Origin of the sequence: Pectinatus frisingensis (assembly GCF_015732285.1) — a bacterium.
Lineage (GTDB): Bacteria > Bacillota > Negativicutes > Selenomonadales > Selenomonadaceae > Pectinatus > Pectinatus frisingensis.
The window spans coordinates 1-22,758 of sequence record NZ_WIQU01000002.1; the positions used below are offsets into that span (position 1 = coordinate 1).

At 38.4% G+C, this 22,758-nt stretch carries 17 protein-coding genes; 3 read left to right on the forward strand and 14 right to left on the reverse strand.

The window, feature by feature from the left end:
• Positions 1–377: 377 nt before the first annotated feature.
• On the forward strand, positions 378–821 hold the full coding sequence (locus tag I6751_RS00015; RefSeq protein WP_182187512.1) for a hypothetical protein: 444 nt from the start codon (positions 378–380) through the stop codon (positions 819–821).
• Between the two features lie 72 nt (positions 822–893).
• On the opposite strand, the gene I6751_RS00020 is transcribed toward I6751_RS00015, so the two are convergent.
• The 12 genes from I6751_RS00020 to I6751_RS00075 all read right to left on the reverse strand — a co-directional run bounded on the left by I6751_RS00020 (position 894) and on the right by I6751_RS00075 (position 16,847).
• Positions 894–3,230 (reverse strand): FAD-dependent oxidoreductase, encoded by a 2,337-nt coding sequence (locus tag I6751_RS00020; protein WP_196598932.1) that lies wholly within the window; start codon positions 3,228–3,230, stop codon positions 894–896.
• A gap of 20 nt (positions 3,231–3,250) precedes the next feature.
• Complete coding sequence (locus tag I6751_RS00025) at positions 3,251–4,882, reverse strand: glutamate synthase-related protein (protein WP_182187510.1); 1,632 nt, start codon at positions 4,880–4,882, stop codon at positions 3,251–3,253.
• Positions 4,870–5,976, reverse strand: coding sequence for a class II glutamine amidotransferase domain-containing protein (locus I6751_RS00030; protein WP_196590990.1), 1,107 nt, complete (start codon positions 5,974–5,976; stop codon positions 4,870–4,872). The genes I6751_RS00025 and I6751_RS00030 overlap by 13 nt, the downstream gene beginning before the upstream one ends.
• A gap of 621 nt (positions 5,977–6,597) precedes the next feature.
• Positions 6,598–7,524: a M23 family metallopeptidase gene (locus I6751_RS00035; protein WP_182187508.1), complete on the reverse strand. Its 927-nt coding sequence runs from the start codon at positions 7,522–7,524 to the stop codon at positions 6,598–6,600.
• A gap of 113 nt (positions 7,525–7,637) precedes the next feature.
• A complete protein-coding gene (locus tag I6751_RS00040; protein ID WP_196590989.1) occupies positions 7,638–8,471 on the reverse strand; it encodes a phosphorylase family protein in 834 nt (277 codons plus the stop codon).
• 81 nt (positions 8,472–8,552) lie between these two features.
• A complete protein-coding gene (mqnC, locus tag I6751_RS00045; RefSeq protein WP_182187506.1) occupies positions 8,553–9,584 on the reverse strand; it encodes a cyclic dehypoxanthinyl futalosine synthase in 1,032 nt (343 codons plus the stop codon).
• A 36-nt stretch (positions 9,585–9,620) separates the two neighbouring features.
• Positions 9,621–10,730 (reverse strand): radical SAM protein, encoded by a 1,110-nt coding sequence (locus tag I6751_RS00050; RefSeq protein ID WP_196590988.1) that lies wholly within the window; start codon positions 10,728–10,730, stop codon positions 9,621–9,623.
• Positions 10,731–10,749: 19 nt separating this feature from the next.
• Positions 10,750–11,835: an aminofutalosine synthase MqnE gene (gene mqnE, locus I6751_RS00055; protein WP_196590987.1), complete on the reverse strand. Its 1,086-nt coding sequence runs from the start codon at positions 11,833–11,835 to the stop codon at positions 10,750–10,752.
• Positions 11,836–12,035: 200 nt separating this feature from the next.
• Complete coding sequence (gene holA / locus I6751_RS00060) at positions 12,036–13,049, reverse strand: DNA polymerase III subunit delta (protein ID WP_196590986.1); 1,014 nt, start codon at positions 13,047–13,049, stop codon at positions 12,036–12,038.
• A 12-nt stretch (positions 13,050–13,061) separates the two neighbouring features.
• Positions 13,062–15,422 (reverse strand): DNA internalization-related competence protein ComEC/Rec2, encoded by a 2,361-nt coding sequence (locus I6751_RS00065; protein ID WP_196590985.1) that lies wholly within the window; start codon positions 15,420–15,422, stop codon positions 13,062–13,064.
• Positions 15,419–16,009, reverse strand: a complete 591-nt coding sequence (locus I6751_RS00070) for a helix-hairpin-helix domain-containing protein (protein WP_196590984.1) — start codon at positions 16,007–16,009, stop codon at positions 15,419–15,421. The genes I6751_RS00065 and I6751_RS00070 overlap by 4 nt, the downstream gene beginning before the upstream one ends.
• A gap of 70 nt (positions 16,010–16,079) precedes the next feature.
• Positions 16,080–16,847: a DUF4931 domain-containing protein gene (locus tag I6751_RS00075; RefSeq protein WP_182187500.1), complete on the reverse strand. Its 768-nt coding sequence runs from the start codon at positions 16,845–16,847 to the stop codon at positions 16,080–16,082.
• 191 nt (positions 16,848–17,038) lie between these two features.
• On the opposite strand from I6751_RS00075, the gene I6751_RS00080 reads away from it, so the two are divergent.
• The gene (locus I6751_RS00080; protein ID WP_196591011.1) at positions 17,039–18,709 is read left to right on the forward strand and encodes a putative polysaccharide biosynthesis protein; all 1,671 of its coding nucleotides are present in this window, start codon (positions 17,039–17,041) and stop codon (positions 18,707–18,709) included.
• 2 nt (positions 18,710–18,711) lie between these two features.
• Entirely contained in the window at positions 18,712–19,593 is an 882-nt protein-coding gene (locus tag I6751_RS00085; RefSeq protein ID WP_196590983.1) for a diacylglycerol/lipid kinase family protein, read from the forward strand.
• A 102-nt stretch (positions 19,594–19,695) separates the two neighbouring features.
• On the opposite strand, the gene I6751_RS00090 is transcribed toward I6751_RS00085, so the two are convergent.
• Together I6751_RS00090 and I6751_RS00095 are read right to left on the reverse strand one after the other, a co-directional pair.
• Positions 19,696–21,186: an acetyl-CoA carboxylase biotin carboxylase subunit gene (locus I6751_RS00090; RefSeq protein ID WP_196590982.1), complete on the reverse strand. Its 1,491-nt coding sequence runs from the start codon at positions 21,184–21,186 to the stop codon at positions 19,696–19,698.
• A 502-nt stretch (positions 21,187–21,688) separates the two neighbouring features.
• On the reverse strand, positions 21,689–22,666 hold the full coding sequence (locus I6751_RS00095) for a Gfo/Idh/MocA family protein (RefSeq protein WP_196590981.1): 978 nt from the start codon (positions 22,664–22,666) through the stop codon (positions 21,689–21,691).
• Positions 22,667–22,758 lie beyond the last annotated feature (92 nt).

Below are 22,758 nucleotides of genomic sequence, written 5' to 3' on the forward strand. Positions count from 1 at the left end.
ACTTTTTATAGTTGGTCTTTCAATATAAGCTTTACATTTTATCTGTATCATACCGTACTTGTATTTTATTTTTTTAGTGTACTTCTTTAAAAATTGTTTGTCAACGTTTGGTTATTTTACTTATCTTATTTGTTTTTCATAAGTAATAATAAATAATTAAATGTAACCATAAAACATATATTTGAACTTAACGACATAAAAATTTCTACTGATTATAAATAATAACATTGAAAACTGTTGTTCATGAGGAATTTCCCCATTATTACCGTCAATACATATAATGAGATTATTCTTAATATCTCATTGTATTTTTCATTAACAGGTGTTCTTGAAGTTTTATTCGAATTATTTATTGACAAGAGATGTAATATAATATTATGCGAAAATTAATAATTTACGAAAGTATCTTCTTGATAGTACTTATTGCCCTGGCAGCATTTGCCGCCGTCGGATCATACAATACAGCTGACAGGGAAAATCTGTGCCATGAATATGATCTCATTAAGCAGCCATCTCAAGCTCAGCAAATCACCTGCACGATCCTGCGGCAAAATCAAAATTACTGGATAAACAGTGATTATGTATATCCACAAATGAAAAGCAATGATATTATACGCTATTATGACAATTATTTGACGCAAAACGGCTGGCTGCGCATAAAATACAATGTTGGTTATGGTATGCCCTTTTTCGCTTATACTAAAAACAATTTTATTTTGGTCTTAGGAGTTCATCGTAATGAACATTGGACTATTACTCTGCATTACCGGAATCCAGAAAAAATATATGAACCGCAAAACTTTCTTCATCTTATTCAATAAAACAATGGCAGATAAAAATAATTGATATTTTTATCTGCCATTGTTTTATTGGTTCAATTATTTAATTTTTTATTACTCTGCTTCTCCGGTGCGATACATTTTTATTAGTTCCGGATTAGCCGTCATTTCCCAAATACCGCAAGGGCACACGCCAGCACAAATACCACAGCCAATACATTTATCAGGATCAGAGATATATTCTACTATTCCCATGCCATGGTCAATACGATCAATCGCCTTTTCGGGACAAGATTCAAGACAAGTCTTACAGTCACGACAGGTACCGCAGCTGACACAACGATTGACATCGCCAATCGGTTCAGGTAAATCACAGTGATGACACTTGGTAAAGTATTCTCTATCCAATGATTTTTCCGGTACTTTTTGCTTTTCAGGAAAAGCCGGTACTGTTTTATCCATAACATAAGCATCGGCATAGTAGGCTGTCTTATTACCGGAGCCTATAGCATCAACCAAACGTCCTGGTTTTATTACATCACCGGCAATAAATATACCTTCTAAAATGGAATTATCTGCCTGTGGTACAAGCCAGTCTCGGAATTTCTTAATATTTTCGTTCTGCGGTAAATAATCAAGAATAGGGGCTTCACCAATAGAAACAATTACCATATCGCCCTTTACAAAACGTCCCTTATTATCATAAATACCATCATCAGTTATTTTTGTTGTCATGAACGGCCATACAAGTTTGCCGCCTAATTGTTCAATATATTCTATTTCATCTTGGAATGCCGCCGGCTTCTGCACATCAATGCAGGTAACTGTCTCAGCTCCCATATCATAGGCACCGCGAGCCGTATCCATACCGGAATTGCCACAGCCGATAACGATAACATTTTTCCCCACAGCCGGATGTTCTCCACGATTTACCGCTTTCAAGAAATCCAGTCCCATGGTCAATTTTTCAACACCTTCCCAAGGGAAAAACCTTGATTTATGTCCACCTGTAGCTAAAATTACCGCATCATTTGTTTTTCTTAACTCAATGAATTTATCAGCGTCGACTTTACATCTGGGGACAAATTTGACACCAGCCGTTTCGATACGTTTGAGTTCAGCTTGCAGTAACTCATGCGGCAGGCGGGCGCGAGGAATCACTTGTTCCAACTTTCCGCCAATATCAGCATCATCGTAAACAGTTACCGCATGTCCTAATCTAATTAGCTGCCATGCGGCACTGAGTCCTGCCACACCACCGCCGATAACAGCTATCTTTTTCCCGGTTTTTTTCGTTGGCATATCTAATTCAGCATACACTGACTGAAAACCAAGTGGTCCAATCTGAACTGCCTGATCAATTTTTGCACGAGTACATGCATCCATACATGGATTCGGACATACCGATGCACATACAGACCCCGGAAAAGGTGTATATTCAAGCACCAGTTTAACAGCTTCTTCCTGTTTATCTTTACGCAGCATATTATAACGCAATTGTGTAGGAATATTTGCCGGACAAGCAAATTCACATGGTGCCGCATATTTGGCATTATTCCATTGCGGTACCCGCTGACGATATATTCCCTTTTCCACAAGATTCTTAACTGCGAAATCATCCACCGCCACATCACTGAACAACCCGCCCTTTATCCATTCATTCAGGCGGAATGATTTCATATCGGTATGTTTTATATTTGTCTTTTGTTTTTCCTCAAAACTTAATGGACGCAATTTATGCCATTGTTTCCAATCAGTAAGTTCTGTATGAAGATCTTCTTTTTCTATTGCCCGTAAAAATTCGTCCATACCACCTGACAAAAAAGCCTTATCATCATCATTAAGTTCTTCCAGTAATATATCCGCCGGATGATCATGCGAATGGCCGCGAAAATAAACGATACCCCCGACCATTCCGACACAAGGTCGTTCCCCAAGTACAGAATCAAATTCTTCACTATCGATCCCACAAACCACAGCGCGGCCGCCACCCATAAATTCAAAAGAAAAACTGCCAACATTTTTCAATATCCAAAGCTGCGGTTCTTCATAAAGCGGATCATGTTTCATCAAAGAACCTGTGCGAGTTCCGCCTCGCCCGCCGATATAAATTTTACCACCGGCTGAACAATGCCCTGCCGTATCACCGGCATCACCTTTTACCGTTATTTTACCGCCGGCATTAAGCCAGCCTACATCTGCTGAAACAGAACCATCAGCAATTATTTCTGTATTGGCCAAACACATTGAACCCAAACGCTGTCCTGCATTAGCAACATGAAAATACAGCGTCTTCCCTTCAGGATGCCATAAAGGTCCGCCAATATCATGCTGACCGGAAGCCGCTATTTCAAAATTAGTTTCACCATTTGCCACTGCTTCACTGATAGCCAGCAGCAAATCCTGTGTGGACATACGATCATGTCCCTTTATTGTATCTATAGTAAACATAAATCACACTTCCTCCTTTATCAGCATACGTATTGAATACCTAATTGTTCAGCAATCGCCTTGTCTGTTGAAACCAAGGCATCGCTGCGGCCTACAGGAAGTGAGCTGTTACCAATAGGAGCCATCAGCTTACGCAATTCCTTATCAAAAGTAAGCACATAATCAACAATTTTTTGAGCACCGCGATCAATATCAAGCCGTTTTACCAGACGCGGGTCTTGTGTACAAATACCGGTTGGGCATTTACCGGTATTGCAGGCGTTGCAATGACCTTCTTCATTACCTACACATCCTAGCAGCTGAATAAGCATTTTACCAACAAATACACCATTTGCTCCCAGACATATCATTTTAAAAGCATCGGCTGCAGCGTTACCGGTCATGCCCATACCACCGCCGCCATAAAGTGGAATTTGTCCCTGCAGGCCTTGTTTTACTGCGGCCAAATAGCAGTCACGTATTTTAGATACAATTGGATGACCTGTATGATCTAAAGAAATTTCATTAGCAGCACCAGTACCGCCTTGTATCCCATCAATAAAAAATCCACCGCATATCTGATAAGGATCCCGTAACAAATTATTATAAACAGATACTGATGTAGCAGAAGCCGCACATTTTATAGCCACCGGCACTCTGAAACCAAAAGCGGCATTTAACGACAAATGCATTTTTTGCACAGATTCTTCGATTGAATATAGTCCCTGATGATTTGGTGGAGAAGAAAGTGTTGCTTTTGGCACACCCCGTATTGCCTGTACATGTTCAGCGACTTTAGCCGCCTGTAAAAGCCCACCGTCACCGGGTTTTGCCCCTTGCCCAATTTTAATCAATACACCTGCCGGATCAACTTTCATCCGTGGCATTGCCTTTATAATTCTATTCCAGCCAAAATGACCTGATGCTATTTGCAAAATCATATACTTCAGCTGTTCTGATTCCAACAGCTTACTTGGCATACCGCCCTCACCTGAACTCATACGTACCGGCAGTCCACACTTTTCATTCAAATAAGCTACTGCCATTGACACTGCTTCCCATGCCCGTGTAGATAATGCACCGATTGACATATCAGAAAAGATCAACGGATAAATCCACCGTACTGGGGGAGCCTTATGTGCCATAACCAATTTACCATCTTTTAAAACAAACGGTAATTTTTCAGCCGGCAATACCCGTCCAAATGGTGCGCGGATATCAAATGTATGTCTTATTGAATCAAGTGATGGATCTGTCATTTGGCTGATTCGTCCGACGATTATATGATCCAAGGTACGCTGTGCATTCAAGTTTGTCCGCCCGCCGCGCTTTATGGGTCCTGCATCACGTGACAATAAAGTCTGGCGATTATCACGGTTTCTCACAGGATGAATAGCATTATTAGGGCAGACTTTTTCACACATACCGCAGCCGACGCAGGCATTGGCGATAGATTTAACTTGTTTTATAACAGGAATAGTTCTATGTGTACGCAATGGTGTCGGCTGAAAATCTTCTGAATAAGTCTTATCCACACGAACCACACCGGCTTCAATGGCCCCCAGTGTACATGTTGCTATACAGCTGCCACACATTGTACAACGTTCCGGCAAGTATTCTATATTCCATTTTAAATCGGCCTTACCAATATCCTGTGATTTTATTGCTTCCATCTTTGTACCTCCAAGTCATTGTCGATAACCACGACCTCACGTTCATTGGGATAAATATCCTTTGTCATATCCCTCTCAGGCATTATTTCATTAAGGCCGCATACTTCTGAAGCAATAGCAACCGTATCTTCAGTCTGTCCCACTACTACCGGACGCAGTTTTTTGGAATCACAGCAAGTAATCATTCTACCATCAGGTAAACTGGCAATAATCGTATTAGGTCCATTTATTTCCAAATTAGCTAATGATTGGCGAATTGCCTTCAAAACTTCCTTGTCCTCACGCTGTTCAATTTCTCCAAACGGCAGTGGTGTTATCACATGTTTATAATATTTAATCGGCCACTTCAATTCATGCAGAACATAATGCAATGTATAAAGAAAATTTTGCGAATCAGATTCAAAACCTACATATCCTCTATGTAAAGACTTTTGAAATTCTTTATTTTTTGTATAAAAGGTATTTTCACCGTTGGCACAAAGTGTATATCCCTGCAAAAAAAATGGATGAGCCGCATAGCGGACTATATCATAGTTAGTATTTTGCCGGCATTGCACTACTATACTTTTAGCCATGAGACAGCCATTATCGTCCCAAAGTCTGAAATATGTCGCAATATCACGCGGATCGCCTATTTCCTTAAGTGTCAGCACATCCGGCCAAAATGAATAAACGTAACCTTCATCGGCATCTTCCAATATTTTTCGCAATTTAAGACGAATATCCAGTAATAATTCCTCTTTTTCTGCCATTGGTTTATCGCGATAATATTCCGGGTAATCATAATTACGAAATATATAATATGGCATTGCCTTTATATCAAGACCCGGCTGATTATTAGGCACAGGAATCCATTCCGCCAATTGTTCGAAATTATGACTGTCCATAAAATCTTCAACCATCTGTGCCCCACGTTGTGTGCAGGCCAATGATAATAACGGTTTATCCTTATACGGTGTAAAAATACCGTACAGGTCCTGCATGACCATGGCAAATCCCGAATTATCATGCCCCTCCTGCTGCGGCAACATAAGATATAACGCCTTTGACGGGCTAAAAGCTACTTTACTTTTTATTGAACCAATTCTACACATATAGTCTGCCCCCAATAATACACAATATCAGCACAGCAAAAACATTAATTTATAGACTAAAAAATCATATATTGGTTTGCTACCAATATATGATGCTCCAGCAACAATGCTGATTAATCTTACATAAGTGATAGTTCGCAATTCCACCATCACTAAACATCTATGACGATATAATTACATACAATAACTGCAGTCAAGAAATAGATGCATATATAATTATATAAATGTATTCTTATACTGTCAACAAAAATTTCTTTTTTAAATTAGAAAAATATTGTATTCTTTGTAAAGAATAACTAATAATTGATTCTTTACAATAGATTTATCATTGCATAATATTACTTAAGTGTATTTTTATTCATATTAAAAACAGATTATCATTTACTATTTATGTTGTACATTTGTAATCATAATAGCAATTTATAGGGAACACTTATATCATTGTTTTTAAGTATGTATTGAATTGTATTGCAGTATACAAAATACTACTACCTTTACAAGATATACAATTTCGCTGCAAATAAATTTTCTTTTTTTCCGGTTATTATTACTTTTTGAGCTTGAAAATTTTATAAAAAAACAGCCGGTGATTATATTAAACCACTGACTGTTTTTTCAGCCTTATAAATAACCTGCCGGATCCACCGGACGACCGTTGATCCGCACTTCATAATGAACATGTGGCCCTGTACTAAATCCAGTACTGCCCATATACGCTATTACTTGTCCGCGTTTGACATGCTGCCCCACAGCCACTATAACACTTGATGCATGTCCATAGCGAGTCATAATCCCATTACCATGATCAATATCAACCATATTGCCATACCCACCGGAATTCCACCCAGCCGTGGTTACAACACCATCAGCTGTAGCACGAATTGGCGTACCATAGTCAGCCGCAATATCTATCCCCGGATGAAAATCAGTGCCATTCCATCTAAAACCGTACGGTGAACTTATCGACCCTTGTGCCGGCCAGCCCATAGGAGTGGTAATAGATTTTTGCGTAATCATTTCCTGTTGTTTTCTCTGAGATATGAGTGCCTGCCGCAAGACTTCCATGTTTTCCTGATGGATCGCCACTCGTTTTTCCAAATCATCCATTACCTCGGAAAGATTTTGGACATCCGGTGCTATCAAAGGCCCGCCCTGACCCCCAGTTCCGTCTGAAGAATGATTTGCCGAAGAATCATCTGTTGTTTGTACATCTATATTGGACAAAGATTTTAACTCTTTTTCTGTAGCATTCAATTTATCCAAATCACTTTGCAGCTGACTGGCCTTCTGTGCTAATTCCGTCAGTTTTTCTTGCTGAATAGTATTAGCCTTTTGCAAATTTTCAACTGTCTGCTGATCAACCCTATTAGAAAAAAAGCTGTATCCGGCAAAACAAACCCCCACTATCAACAATAACGCCCCACCTATAAGTGAAGCCAGTCCATACTTTACCAGCTTACTTGTTAAGCGAATACTATGTATAGTACCCCCATCACTGGGAATAAGCTTTATCATATATTCACGAGATTGCTTTTTATCGCTTGGCATCAAAAATCCCCCATGCATCAATCCGTCTCATCCACATCAATAATAACGTTCATAAGTATAACATAAAAACACCTATACGACAAATAATACTGTCATTCGAACCTACAACCTTATCAATCATCATAAATTCCTTTTAAAAGTGTCTCTTTACGCAAAGATTCACATTCACAAGTCCGTTCTTCACTCAGTGAACGAATCGTATCTAAAATAATACTGCCAATCATTGGTGCATCATCATAAAATATATCTTCAAGATCCTCGTGCGACCATGATTTTCGAATGCCTTCCCCATAATTAACAACATAGTAAAGACCGGCATAACAAGCCCCAATTTCACGAGCTAAATAAACTTCAGGACAAATACTTTGCCCAACAATATCAGCATGTCCGTTCATCATGGCTATTTCGGCAGGACTTTCAAAATGTCGTCCGTCTGTATTGGCATAAGTGCCGCGTGTAAATATACGTCCGCTAAAATATTTTCTGGTCGATTCAATGAGCACCTTGCGTATTTGCGCGCAAAGCGCATCACGCATTATAAGCAGATACTTTCCTTCCAGACCGACATCTTTTCTGACAGAAAGATCAAGATAATCATCAGGAATCAAAAAATCACGGATATCAAGCAATTTATTTACCGTACCGACACCGCCTTCTGATATGATTCTTTTAACACCTGCTTCACGAAAAGTCCAAAAAAGCTGTCTTGATGCATCGGCACGACTTACACCACTGCGCCAGGAATGCATTTTACAGGTTATTACTTTCTTTCCGGCTACCTCAAACAAGCGTAATTCAGCCGTTTTACCATAAGGTGTATCAAAGACCAGATGATCAGCCAATATTTTTACATCACTATCTGTCACCCTTGTGGGAAAATTGCTCGACAACGTACCTGAACCGCCTATTACGGCAAACTCAGCTTTGGGAATATTTTGTTCAGTCAATCAAATTCCTCCATTCAACATCATACACATAACAACAGCTTCATATTTAATTTAAAAGTAACTATCTAGTCGCAGCAGTTATCAATTACAATACCGCAGAATGTTGTAAGCAGTATCCCGTTGAGCCGGTATTTTATCTGCTTTTTTTATTATATCGGACATAGTATTTACGGACATTTGGTGTGAAGTTCCGGCAGCTCTTACGACATTTTCTTCCAGCATTATACTGCCTAGATCATCGGCACCGAAAGCCAATGTCATTTGTCCGATGTTTTTTCCCTGTGTAACCCATGAGCCTTGGATATGACTGATATTGTCAAGATACAATCGAGAAACAGCCAATGTTTTCAGATAGTCCCATGAAGATAGTTTTTTACCGCCAAGTTTTGTATTACCGGGCTGAAAAGTCCACATAATAAAGGCACGGAATCCACCTGTTTCTTCTTGTAGTGAGCGAATCAGATTCATATGTTCTATGCGTTCCTGAATAGTTTCTCCGAGTCCTAAAACCATGGTAGCTGTTGTTTTCATACCTATATTATGGGCACAGCGCATAATGTTGAGCCAATCCGAGGTCATAATTTTTTTAGGACTCACTATTTTGCGCACTCTGTCAACAAGAATTTCCGCACCACCACCAGGCAATGAAGATAATCCCGCTGCCTGCAGTCTTTTTAAAACTTCAGTTACCGAATAACCGGTGATTTTGCTGAAATGAAGTATTTCAGTTGCAGTGAAGGAATGAATTGTAATATCATATTTTTTCTTTATGGCGGTGAGCATATCAATATAATATTGAAAATCAACGTCTGGGTGCAGTCCTCCCTGCAGCATTATCTGAGTTCCTCCAGCGGCAACCGTTTCATCTACTTTTTTCAAGACGTCATCTATGGATAAAAGGTAAGCACCCTTTTCTGATGAGCGGCGGTAAAAAGCACAAAAATTGCATTCATTTACACATATATTAGTATAATTTATATTTCGATCAATTATAAAAGTTACTATATTACCAGGATGCATTTGCTGCCGTACTTTGTCTGCCTGCTGAGCCATGTCAATAATGTCACCGTCTTTCAGCAAAGAGACAGCCTGGCTGTCTGTCAATCGTTCCATATATTGTACTCCTTGATTTTATATATAAATAACAGCCTATAAATGTTTTTGATTCTGAAAATTATCTACAGAATGATACAATGAATCACGCTCTACAGGTATATAACCAGCTTGTGTTATCATCTCAGACAAACGTGTTCTAGTCATCAGACTGCCCGCTTTAGCACCGGCAGCATGGATTATTTTTTCTTCACCCACTGTACCATCTAAATCATCAGCTCCGAATGCCAATGACAGTTGGGCAATTTCCTCACTAAGCATTATCCAAAATGACTTTAGATGGGCAATATTGTCTAAAATCAACCTGGCTATTGCGATAAATTTTAGATTTTCCCACGCTGTCAGTGGTTTTATTTTATATTTTTGGGCAAGTTTTGTATTATGTGGATAAAATGGAAAGGGAATAAATGCATTAAAACCTCCCGTTTCATCTTGAATATCCCGCAGTGTAAATAAATGCTGCAAACGTTGTTCTATAGTTTCAATATGCCCATACAAAATTGAAGCATTTGTGGGTATTTTCAATAAATGTGCTGTTCTTACCACATCTATCCACTCTGCAGATGTTGCCTTATCAGGACAAATTATCTTACGTACCGCATCATCAAGAATCTCCGCCCCACCACCCGGTAAAGCTGATAAACCGGCTTCTATTAACAGCTGCAGTACTTTTTTTATACTCAGTCCGCTTATTTTAGCAAAATGAACAATTTCTACGGGTGTAAATGCTTGTATATTAACTTGTGGTAATATACTTTTTACCGTTTTCACAACATCAATATAATAAGAAAATTCGACATTGGGGCATAATGAACTAACTATATGTATTTCAGTTATTCCAGGCACTTCCCTAGCTGCTTTTCTCACTATATCAGCGACATTAGCCAAGGATAATATATAACCGTTTTTATCACCCTCTTCCACGGAAAAAGCACACAATGGACAATTAGCTGTACAGGTATTACTCAAATTTATATGACGGTTGATATTATAATATACTTCATTTTTACTATGGCGTTTCTTTGCTGCTCTGGCCCATTCAGCCAAAAACAAAATAGGTGCTTTTTCATACAGCAGCAGCGCTTCATCAAAAGATAGCCTCCGCCCTGCCCGGGCTTTTTGCTGTGCATTCAAAAATTCATTCATAATATTACCTCGCAACATCTTAGAATGTACGAACGACATTAAAATTACAATCACATTCGGCTGGTATGCGTCCTGCTTCTTTTATTGCCGCAATCAGGCTGTTTTTGGTAAGCGATTTTTGTGAACTTACTCCGGCAGCATGCATTATTTTTTCGCCGCCAACTGTTCCATCGATATCATTAGCTCCGAAACCTAAGGCCAGCATTGCAATTGGCAGAGTCAGCATTACCCAGTATGCCTTGATATTATGCACATTGTCCAATATCAAACGGCTAATTGCCATGGTCTTTAAATCATCCCAAACACTTGTCCTGATTATACAGCTTTCCAATTGTGTATTTTTAGGTTCAAAAGGAAAACAAATAAATGTCTGCAAGCCGCCCGTCTCATCCTGAAGATTTCGCAGTGTCAGTAAATGATCAATACGCTGTTCCACTGTCTCAATGTGCCCATAAAGCATACTGGCATTGGTTTTCATTCCTAATTTATGGGCAGTACGTGCCACTTCCAGCCATTCTGCACTGGTGGCCTTATTGGGACAAAGTTTTTTCCTTAAATCATCATCAAGAATCTCCGCCCCGCCCCCCGGCATCGTTTCCAAGCCAGCTTCCATCAATTCACTTAAAACTTCCCGTATCGATTTGCCGCTGATCTTGACAAAATGCATTATTTCCACACCGGTAAATCCTTTTAAATGCATATCCGGGAATGTATGTTTTATCGTTTTTATAATATCAAGATAATATTCATATGGCCAGTCCGGGTGCAGTCCACTGACAATATGCAGATTTTTCATATCCGGGTCTGACGCCGCCTTGGCAATGCGGTCCAAAACACTTTGTTTAGTCAGACTATACGCTCTATCACTAGTTGCCTTGCAACCAAAAGCACAAAATTTACATTGCCCTATACAGACATTAGTAAGATTTATATGCAGATTGACATCATAATAAACATAATCCCCACTAATTCTCCTGCGTACTGTATCAGCAAGATAACCAATTCTCGCTAAATCATTCGAGTCATATAAGGCTATCCCGTCTTCCCTGGTAAGGCGTTGGCCAGAAAGCACCTTTGCTTCTATCATATCTAATGCGTTATTCAAAATTTCTTACTCCTTCGGGAACATATTTACTTTCCATATGTCCTTCGCTTTATCAATCAATTATCACGATTGTGATCCAATCATTACAAATGATATATAAATTATACTACAAAGTACATTAGGAAAAAATATATAAAGTTTATACCATATTAACTTTCATACTTTATAGAAAAACATGTTTATGGAAAATAGCATCTTCATCAACGGCATAACCGTATCATAATATCTTCCAGCATAGCTGGATTATCCCGTCCTGTTTTAAGTTTATAATCCGCCTCAGCAAAATCGACAATTGCCTGGCGCAAGGCCTGCAATTTAAAATGACGGGCTTGCTTTATTAATTTTTCTGCAACAAACGGAACTAAACCAACCGTTTTGGCAATAGTTCGACCGGACTGACCTTGCATCAGATAAAATTTTATCTTCCACAGCTGACGAATATGACGTGTTAATATTGCCAGCATACTGAGCGGATGAACACCGTCTTTTTTTTGTTGCTCCAATAATGACAAAGCCCTTTTTATATCTTTTTCACCCACTGCCTCAGCCATAGCAAAGACCGATATTTCGGGTAAGCCTGACAGTACTGCAATCAAATCAGCTTTATTTATATCACGCCGATCAGTGTATAAGGCTAATTTATCAAGCTCTTTATCAAGAAATCCCAATGACACCTTTTGCATCACATTTATCGTTGACAATAAATAAGCATAGGCTTCAGCATCAGGTGCTTTTCCTATTTCATGGAATTTCCCTTTTAGCCAGCCACCGATGTTATAAGCTCTGACTATATCTGTTTCTACTACCAAACCATACTTATCTATAATCTTATATAATTTACGCCGCTTATCCGGCTTCTCGTCCGTTTCTATGATGAGTACAGTAAAATCCGGCATATCAGCTATTAATTCGGCAAACTGCCGTTCCGCCTGCTGTGCCGTTTTGCCCTTTTTTTCTTTTAGAAAATTATTATTTCGTACATAAACAACATTTTTTTTGCTAAAAAAAGGCAGTGTCGTGCAAGCTTCAATGATGTCATTGAATGAGATCTGCTCATCCATCTTTATTAGGGCTGTATCATCACCATCCGGTAATAGCCTTTTCAATAACAGCCGAATAAATTTTTCCGCTAAATATTTTTCCTCACCGGCAACAAAATACAGTTTTCTTAAATTATTATTATGTAATTCTGCCACAGCTTCACTGTACTGCAAACCGCTGCCTCCTTATTCAATATAGGGTTCAATACGACATTTTTTACCATCTGTATAAAATACTATCGCCCCGTTTTTATCAGTTCTATATACTTTTGTTCCAATAGTCTCAAAACGCTTTAATACATCTTCTGCCGGATGTCCATAGCTGTTATTGGCTCCAACTGATATAACCGCCCAACGCGGTGCACTTTTTCGCAAAAATGCCTCTGTAGATGATGTTTTAGAACCGTGATGGGCAACTTTTAATAATGTACATTTCAATTTATTCGCATCATTTTTTTGTATCATTTCTTGTTCTTCCTGAGCTGGTAAGTCCCCGGTAAACATTGCAGTAAAATCCTGGTAACTGACCTTGATAACTGCCGATGTCTCATTAGCTCCGCTGCCTTTTCCCAAATAAATCACGCTAAACTTAACCCCGTCAAGATCAAAGCTTTCACTTTCGTCTAGTGAGATTACTTTATCCATTATATCGCTTTGCTGTGAAATATGCCACACAGAGGCATATTCGCTGCGTTTTTCCCTGCCGACAAAAATATTATCTACTGGTATCCGTTTTACAATACCACTGACCCCACCGGCATGATCATCGTGAGCATGACTTAAAAAAATATAGTTCAAATGAGTAACACCATAATGGTATAAATAAGGCACGTCAACCTGCCTGCCAATATCATAATCACTATCACGAATTCCGCCAGTATCAATCATCGCCGATTTACCATGCGACGTTATAATGAGCGCAGCATCCCCTTGTCCGACATCAATAAAATGCACTGATAAATCTTGCGTTCTAAACATATTCCAGCCCAAGATCAGTACCGATATGCAAAAAAGCTTACAAAAAAACTGTTGATGCCGCCTGATTTCGGTTAAACAATAAATGCGGCAGCTTTTTTGCAAGATCATCAACCAGATTATATAGTAAAAAATACTGCCGATAAATGAAAAATACGGTACATATACCATACTAGCCGGCAGTAATGCCAGCAAACGTGTTATTTCAGATACACAACCAAGCAGCAAACTGCACAAGACAAAGACCAGTGAAGAAATAAAAGGAAACAATGTATTTGCAAGCACAGCCGTCAAAGCCATCATTATAATAACATCGATAATCGGAACGGCAATAACATTAGTTATAAGTGAACTTAATGATACTGTATGAAAATACCATGCCAAAAACGGCAAACAAAACAACTGGGCCGATATTGTTATTGATAATGGCACCGTTAAAACCTGCGGCAAAAAATACAATATTCTGCGAAAATATGGTGCAGCATATAAAAGTCCGGCTGTAGCTGCAAAGGATAATTGAAAACTTATATTAAAAATCAGTCCCGGTGAAATAATTATCATTATCATACCTACTAACGACAATAAATAACAAGACTGATTTTCTTTATTATAGGCCAGCGCAGCATAGGAAAGCAGTCCCATTGATGCTGAACGAACAACCGGCGGAACCAATCCGGACAAAATTGCATACATTATTATGGTAACATTCAAAATCAAAAATATCAGCCATTGCCGCAGCCGCAGCGCTTTGCCCAAGGCAACAATGCTGCCGGCTAATAATGTTATATGGGAACCAGAAACGGACAGTATATGTACTATCCCCGTAGTCGTAAAGTTATCTAAAAGCTCAGGATCAATATCAGCATATCCACCGAACAGCATGGCAAAAACTGCCCCTGCATCTGTCTTGGGCATTACTTTTTCCATCGCTGTTCTTATAGATGTCCGCAATGCATTAATTCTTTTAGCAAAAAGCTTGTCATTTGGCCGTTCTTCTATCTTTAAACTAGATTTTTCCGCAGATATGTAAGCTGATACCCCCTGCTGCTTTGCCTGGAGCACATTGTCAATACGGCCAGGGTTTTTATATGAATTGATTTTTTTTATTGTACCAACAACAGTTATCCTGTCACCTGTCTGCACTTTCCGATAATTATCCTGCCGAATATTGATATAGTAACCACCTGTAATTTTCTGATTTCTGGATGTCACAGCTTTCATTTCATAACGTATATGAAAAATTCCCTGAGCATCCTCGTGAACAAGCGGTTCATTTTGTAATATTCCTGTCACAGTTCTTTGCTGTCCGATAAAATTGACTATATCATCATCTGCAACTGTATTGACCATTGTATAACGATAAATCCCCAGAACAAAAAGCAGTGCAGCTATAAACAAAAATGCATAGCGGGACTTTTTTATCACTGATCCAACAGAAAATAGCAACAGAAATATCAGCACACAACCGGCATAATTTAAATCGAACACTATTTTATCTGCTACATATATTCCCGCCAAACAGCACAACAAAATACCGTTGATAAAAGTAAGCGGCTGTTGTCCATAACTCATATGGTTATTTTATCCTTTAATTTTATATACTTGGCCTCACCGATACCACGCACTTTTTTTAAATCATCAATGCTTTGAAAATTCCCTTGGTTTTGCCGATACTCAACAATGCGTTTAGCCATAGCCGGTCCTATTCCTGGTAATGTATCAAGTACAGATTCATCAGCTGTGTTAATATTTACCCTGTTATTATCAATTGAACTCGACTTGCCATCCGATAAGCTTACTGTATTGGTATTTTCACTTCTTATCGGTATTTTTATCTGAGCAGCATCAGTTATTTTTTGTGCTAAATTAATATTTTCAGTATCGGCCGATTCATTCATACCGCCGCATTTGTTCACAGCATCAACTATCCGTGAGCCTTCTGGCAGCTCTATTACACCTGGACTATTTACTGCTCCTGTAACATACACTACCAATTTATTCCCGTTTTCTACTGTCATTGGCGATACTGTCATATTTTCATTGGTCGATGCAGCCTCTAATTCAACGCTTTTTCCAGATTCATCCACATAATACGTAATTGCTGCTACAATAGCAATTATCGTTAACAAAACTATCAGCTGTTTTCTATACATAGGCATAGGCAAACTCCTTACATAATTTATATAATATTCTGAATTTTAAATAAAAGTTAAACAGCTGAAAAACTGTCTAACTTTTATTAAAATACAATTTTTGCATTTCATCTACTATAATATTAAGATTATTAGGACGCAACCGTAAATTGTAACCAATGAATAATGGAGATGTCGGAAAACGCGGCATGACTTTTACTGCAATCAATCCATCAATACGATAAAAAAATATATTATAACTCTTGCATCGTTTATTAAAATACTTCATTATATAATCAACGGTAATCTGAATAAAATCGGCTATTGTATCCAGTTCATTGTTATTTTTAGTCAGTATATTAAGCTCGCAAAACCCCAGGCGAGGCATCGTTGACACATTTAACTCAACATTTTTTGTCTGGCTGATTGTCATACCTATAAAATCACTTTTATCATACATCAGTGAACTGTCAACATGTCTTAATCCAACTATCTGCATATGCGGATGAAGGATAGTTCCGCCTGACAAAGGTCCATAATTCTTAAAAAACAGGACTGATTTATATCTGCCAGAGTCGAGAAGACTAAACCAATATTCAACGCCGAAATGGATAAGCTCATGCATATGTGCTTTACTGTAATCGGGTATGTCACTGCCACAGTAGCGAGTTTCAATCAATACTGTCTGAAATGAGTCTTCCAAAACATTATATTTATTTTCCAGTAATGTCATCTCGCCGCGTCTGGCAATAATATTTTCTAAGTGATCATACTCACAAAATGGACAAGCCGCATCTTTGTTAACTATGGTTTCTGGTTTTTTCCTACCTACCGTAATATTGAATCCTATAATATTTTTTCTCATACTAAAACCTTCGATAATTAATTTGTAATATCACAGCATTAAAGCTTGCCCTTAAATTATACTGGCATAGTTTAAAGATAAATGCTATAATTTTTTAAGTCAATATTTAATTGATAATACTGTTCCCCATCAGATATATTATATATAATCCCAGCAAAAAAGAAAATACAAGTTTGTTCAAAATAAAGCAGGTGCTAACTATAACTACTCAAACTATTCCTGAGAAAAAGGCTGATAAAAGTGCTTCCTTTCTAAAAGGTACACTGATATTGACGATAGCCGGTATCGTTGTTAAAGTAATCGGTTCACTTAATTGGATATTTGTATCCCGTATTCTCGGTGGTGAAGGAATCGGCCTTTATCAAATGGCTTTTCCTATATATTTTCTGGCTTTTAATATTTCCACTGCCGGTGTTCCCATTGCCATATCTATTATAACAGCCGAGCATGTAGCCTTAAAAGACATATGGGGTGCCAAACGTGTCTTTCACATATCAATGACATTAATGTTTTTTACTGGTATTTTATGCAGTCTTCTCACTTATTTTGGTGCCCAATGGCTTATCGACTGGCAGTTTATTCGTGATCCGCGAGCCTATTATGCCGTGGTTGCATTAGCTCCGGCTATATTTTTTGTGACCATTTTAGCCAGTTCACGCGGCTATTTACAAGGCTGGCAGCGAATGACTCCAACCGGTGTATCGCAAATTGTTGAACAGATTTTTCGTGTCATAACAATGATTCTTTTTGCCCAGCTGCTGCTACCTTATGGCCTAGAATTTGCTGCAGCCGGGGCAAGTCTTGGCGCTCTGGCTGGTGCTGTAGCAGGGCTGCTTGTACTGGTCTATTTCCACTGGCGTCTCAATAAGGATATTGATGCGACTTATGGCACGCATCTTGAACCGCCGGCTAATGTTCCGCGACAGTCTGTTGCCCACATAATGAAACGAATTTTTAAACTGTCCCTGCCTGTATCGGCCACCAGTATAATGTTACCAATCGTAGCTAATCTTGATCTTATGATAGTTCCGCAGCGACTGGAAGTAGCCGGTTATTCAGTAAACGAAGCCACTAAATTATTCGGCTATTTAACCGGGATGGCTGTTCCCTTGGTAAATTTATCCACTATATTAACTGCAGCACTCGCCGTCAGCATCGTTCCTGCCATATCAGAAGCCCGTATTCTAAAAAACCACGACAGCTACCTGAGACAGACTGCCGGAGCCATACGTATTTCTAACTTTATATGCTTTCCGGCATTTGTCGTTGTCCTCATTTTAGCAGTGCCCATTTCTACTCTTATTTATAATGCCCCTGGTGCCGGCCCGGCAGTGTGGGTATCGGCTTTTTCCATTGTACTATTAGGACTGCATCAGATAACTACGGCTGTTTTACAGGGATTAGGGCATCCCACTGTTCCAATGATAAATATGATTATTGCCGCTATTGCCAAGGTGATTTTAAATTGGATTCTTACGGCTCAGCCATCACTCGGTATTATGGGAGCCGCATGGGCAACTGCTGCCGATATAGGAATAGCTGCTTTTATTAATTTATACTTTCTTTACAGATACATCGGCTATAAAATGGAATTAACACAGGTAATGAAAAATATAATCGCTGCATTGATAATGGCAGCTGCACTTTATCTGTCATACCATCTTATATTAACAAGATTTGGCAGTAATGCTATTGCCACTTTAAGTTCAGTATTGATTGGTGCCATTATTTATATAATTGTTCTCATCGCCGTGAAAGGTTTACTAGAAGATGATTTAGCTGCTGTCCCGGTAATCGGTAAAATTACTATCAGGGGACTGCGCAAATTAGGCGTATTTAAAGAAATTTCTCAGGAGCTATAAAAATGAAAAAATTCGTCCTTGCTTATAATCCTGTATCCGGGAACAATATGTTTAAGAAAAAACTCGATCTTCTAGTGGCAATGTTTCAGGCTAGATACTGCATACTAATTCCTTACCGAACCAGTCCGCAAAATACTGATTTTGTGGAATTTATCCGTACTATCAAACCATGTGGCATAATTATAGCAGGCGGCGATGGAACTTTAAACGAAATAGTAAACATACTGCTAAAAAACAAAATAACCCTTCCCATAGCTATATTACCCAGTGGAACTTCAAATGACTTTGCCTCCTGCCTAACCTTAAACGCCCATACCATTGAATCTTATATCGACTCAATAGTTAATGGTAAAACTGCACCTGTCGATATTGGTTACACCGGCAATAATTATTTCATAAATGTCGCCAGCGCCGGCATGCTGACCTGTGTTGCCCACAATGTTGACCGAAGATTAAAAAGCACCTTTGGTAAGTTAGCCTATTATCTCAGAGGAATTGGTGAACTGCCAAAATTCCGAGCTTTAGATATGACTATAGGGGCTGATGGAAAAACAGAAAGAGTCAGCGCCTTTTTTGTGTTGATTGTTAACAGCAGTGTTGTTGCTGGTTTAAAAAATGTTTCAGTAAATGCCCGGTTAAATGACGGTAAACTCGATTTAATTTTGCTTAAACAATGTAGCATCCCGGAGCTCGTTACTTTCGCCGCTGAAACAGTAGCCGGCAAACCGGCCTGTAACAATAAAAATATTGCCTATATTCAGGCATCATCTTTTGAAATAAATTGCAGTGAAACAGTCCAAAGTGATATTGACGGAGAACCCGGTCCGAAATTACCATTAAAAATAGAAACTATTCCCGCAGCAATTGATGTATATATCCGATGAACAATTTATAATTAACTGCAAAAAAGGCCTGTGATTTTGATATATTTATTCAACCAAATATATCATCAATCATAGGTCTTTTTATTATATCGATATCACCTGTCACATATAATACAATCCTGACAATATTGCCACACGCATATCTTCATCAACCTTTTCCTGTGACCATTCCTGATCATTCTTTTTCTCTTCTTCCTTAATCTGATGCATCGGTATAAATCTTTCATTAGGCTTTGAAGAATCAGCAGCGGTTGGTTTTGTATAATGATATCTGGAGAAATGATCTTTTATGAAACGTGTGTCAATATTACCCGTTCTAAAATATTCATCACGCAATATTTTTTTGTGCAATGGAATAGTTGTCTTAATCCCTTCAATAGTAAACTCTTCAAGAGCCCGCTGCATAATTTTTATTGCCTCACCACGTGTTTTCCCATGTACAATAATCTTGGCAATCATTGAATCATAATATGGTGAAATATTGAGGCCGGCACATACTCCGGTATCAACCCGAACACGCGGTCCACCAGGTTCGATAAAAAATTCTACTTTACCTGGTGAAGGCAGAAAATTATTTTCCGGATCTTCAGCATTTATCCGGCATTCAATCGCATGTCCGCTAAATTTTATATCTTCCTGTTTTATATCAAGCGGTTCATCTGCCGCAATACGAATCTGTGTTTTTACTAAATCAATACCAGTAACAGCTTCTGTTATGCCATGTTCAACCTGTACACGCGGATTTATTTCCATAAAATAAAAATCATTATCATGAAGATTCAATAAAAATTCCACCGTGCCAATATTACTATAGTGCACACTTTTAGCAGCTTTTATTGCCAAATCTCCGACCCGCTTGCGCATATCTGGTGTAAGAGCTATAGATGGAGATTCCTCCAACAATTTTTGATTACGTCTTTGCAGTGAACATTCTCTTTCTCCCAACTGAAGTACAGTCCCATAATTATCCGCAACAATTTGAACTTCAATATGACGTGAATGATCAATATAATGTTCAAAGTAATAGGCAATATTTTTTATGTCAACAATATGCAGTATTTTTTTCAGTTCATCTTCTGATTTGACGACAATCATGCCCTTGCCGCCTCCGCCGGAAACCGGTTTTAAAATAACCGGATACCCTACCTCACCAGCCTTTTTTACGGCATCATCTTCATCGACAAGGGGGTCACTGCCTTTCGCCATAGGAATACCTGATGGTATCATCGCTGCACGGGCAATATCTTTGTCGCCAACCTGACGAATAGTTTCCGGATGAGGTCCAATCCATGTCATCCCGGCTTTAGTAACACGTTCTGCGAAATTTGCATCTTCTGATAAAAAGCCGTAACCAGGATGTACTGCATCAGCTTCTGTATCAAGTGCTGCCTGCATTAATGCATTATAGTTGAGATATGACAATGCTGCATCAGCCGGGCCTATATTGTACGCTAAATCAGCTAATTTAACATGCATTGCTTCTTTATCCTCATCAGAATATACAGCAACCGACTGTATTCCCATTTCTTTACAGGCTCTGATAATACGAACGGCAATTTCACCGCGGTTAGCTATTAAAATACGCTTAAACAAAAATATCACTCCTAATTTGCAACATCTAAAAGTTTGTGAAAAACAAAACTTAATCAAATACACATGTCCTTCATTTACGGACTGCTGTGACCATCTCCTCTGATATTGCCCCGAAATGCCTTTTACATTCTGACACAATGACTAATATTAGCCAGATTTGATACCCATAAGGTTTATTTTCTATTTTGTATTAGTACAATAATAAGTATGAGAATAAAATTTTGTCATACCATAGAATAATTTTCTGTATTGATGGTAAATTAAATCTTTATCGAATAAACCTAATTCTATACCACATAATTTCATAAGTCAAGTTAATAATATCATTAACATTATTAACACCAATATTAGTAAAGATAAACACATCCGTTGATTATTCACCAAGATATTATACCATAATATGTCTCATCAGCAGTAATAATTTGTATCATGATGCATAACAATAATCATTTAGTGCTTTTTTTAGCGGAGATACATGCTTATATAAAATATATTCCCCGCATTATTTAAATTTTATTCCTGCACTATGACGCAGCTGTGTCAGCACGTCCATAACGTTATGCGAATGTTCCAGCAGCTTATAACATGCACTCAGATTATTTTCCCGGTATAATTTTTCAAAAGCAATAAATTCATCCACCATGCGATTTTCATATTGCTCACCAGCATATTTTATTAGTTTATCCTCTTTTTTCAATGTGACACTGCCACAGACATTAGGAGAACCCTGTAGTTGAATATAACCCTTTTCTCCTATAAAAACAGCCCCACTGGTGCTTTCAGAATCTTTGGCCGCGCTGCAAGTTGCCACACTGCCATTATATACTAAAACAGCTGCCCCTGATGTATCAATTCCATTGGCTGCAATATTAGCATAATATTGAACTGCCTGCGGCATACCCAAAAGTCCCATTACCAAATGAATGTTATATACATTCAAATCATACAGGCAGCCACCTGAAAAAGCAGGATCAAACACTGGTAAAACAATTCCTTGCAAAAATTTATCATAACGACTGGAATACTGAAAATAGTTTGCCTGAATCATACGTAAGCGGCCAATATCAGGTAAATGCTGGCGCATAAAAGCAAAATTGGGGGAGTGTAAAAGTGTTATTGCTTCAAAAAAGAATAGCTTAGCTTTTTGGGCAAGAATTTCCAATTCAACAAATTCATCAATATTTGAAGTCACCGGTTTTTCACAAATTACATTTTTACCATGTTCAAGTGCCATTTTAGCATATTCATAATGCATATTATTAACAATGCCAATATAAACGAAATCAATAGTTTGATCATTAAGCAATTGTTCATAATCAGTATAGACCGTTGTAATATTATATTTTCGTGCCAGTGCATGCGCCTTTGTTTCGCTTTTAGGCCGTGCACAAATAGCTGCCGGCGTCACGAAATCAGCCTTCGTCAAAGCATCAAGACATGTTTCCACAATACCGCCTGTTCCAATTATTGCCAATTTCACAAAAATCACCTTCCATTCAATAATATACCTAATATATTCCAGACACTTATAGTAAAACGTTTTACATATAAAAATTATATATAAATTTAAGA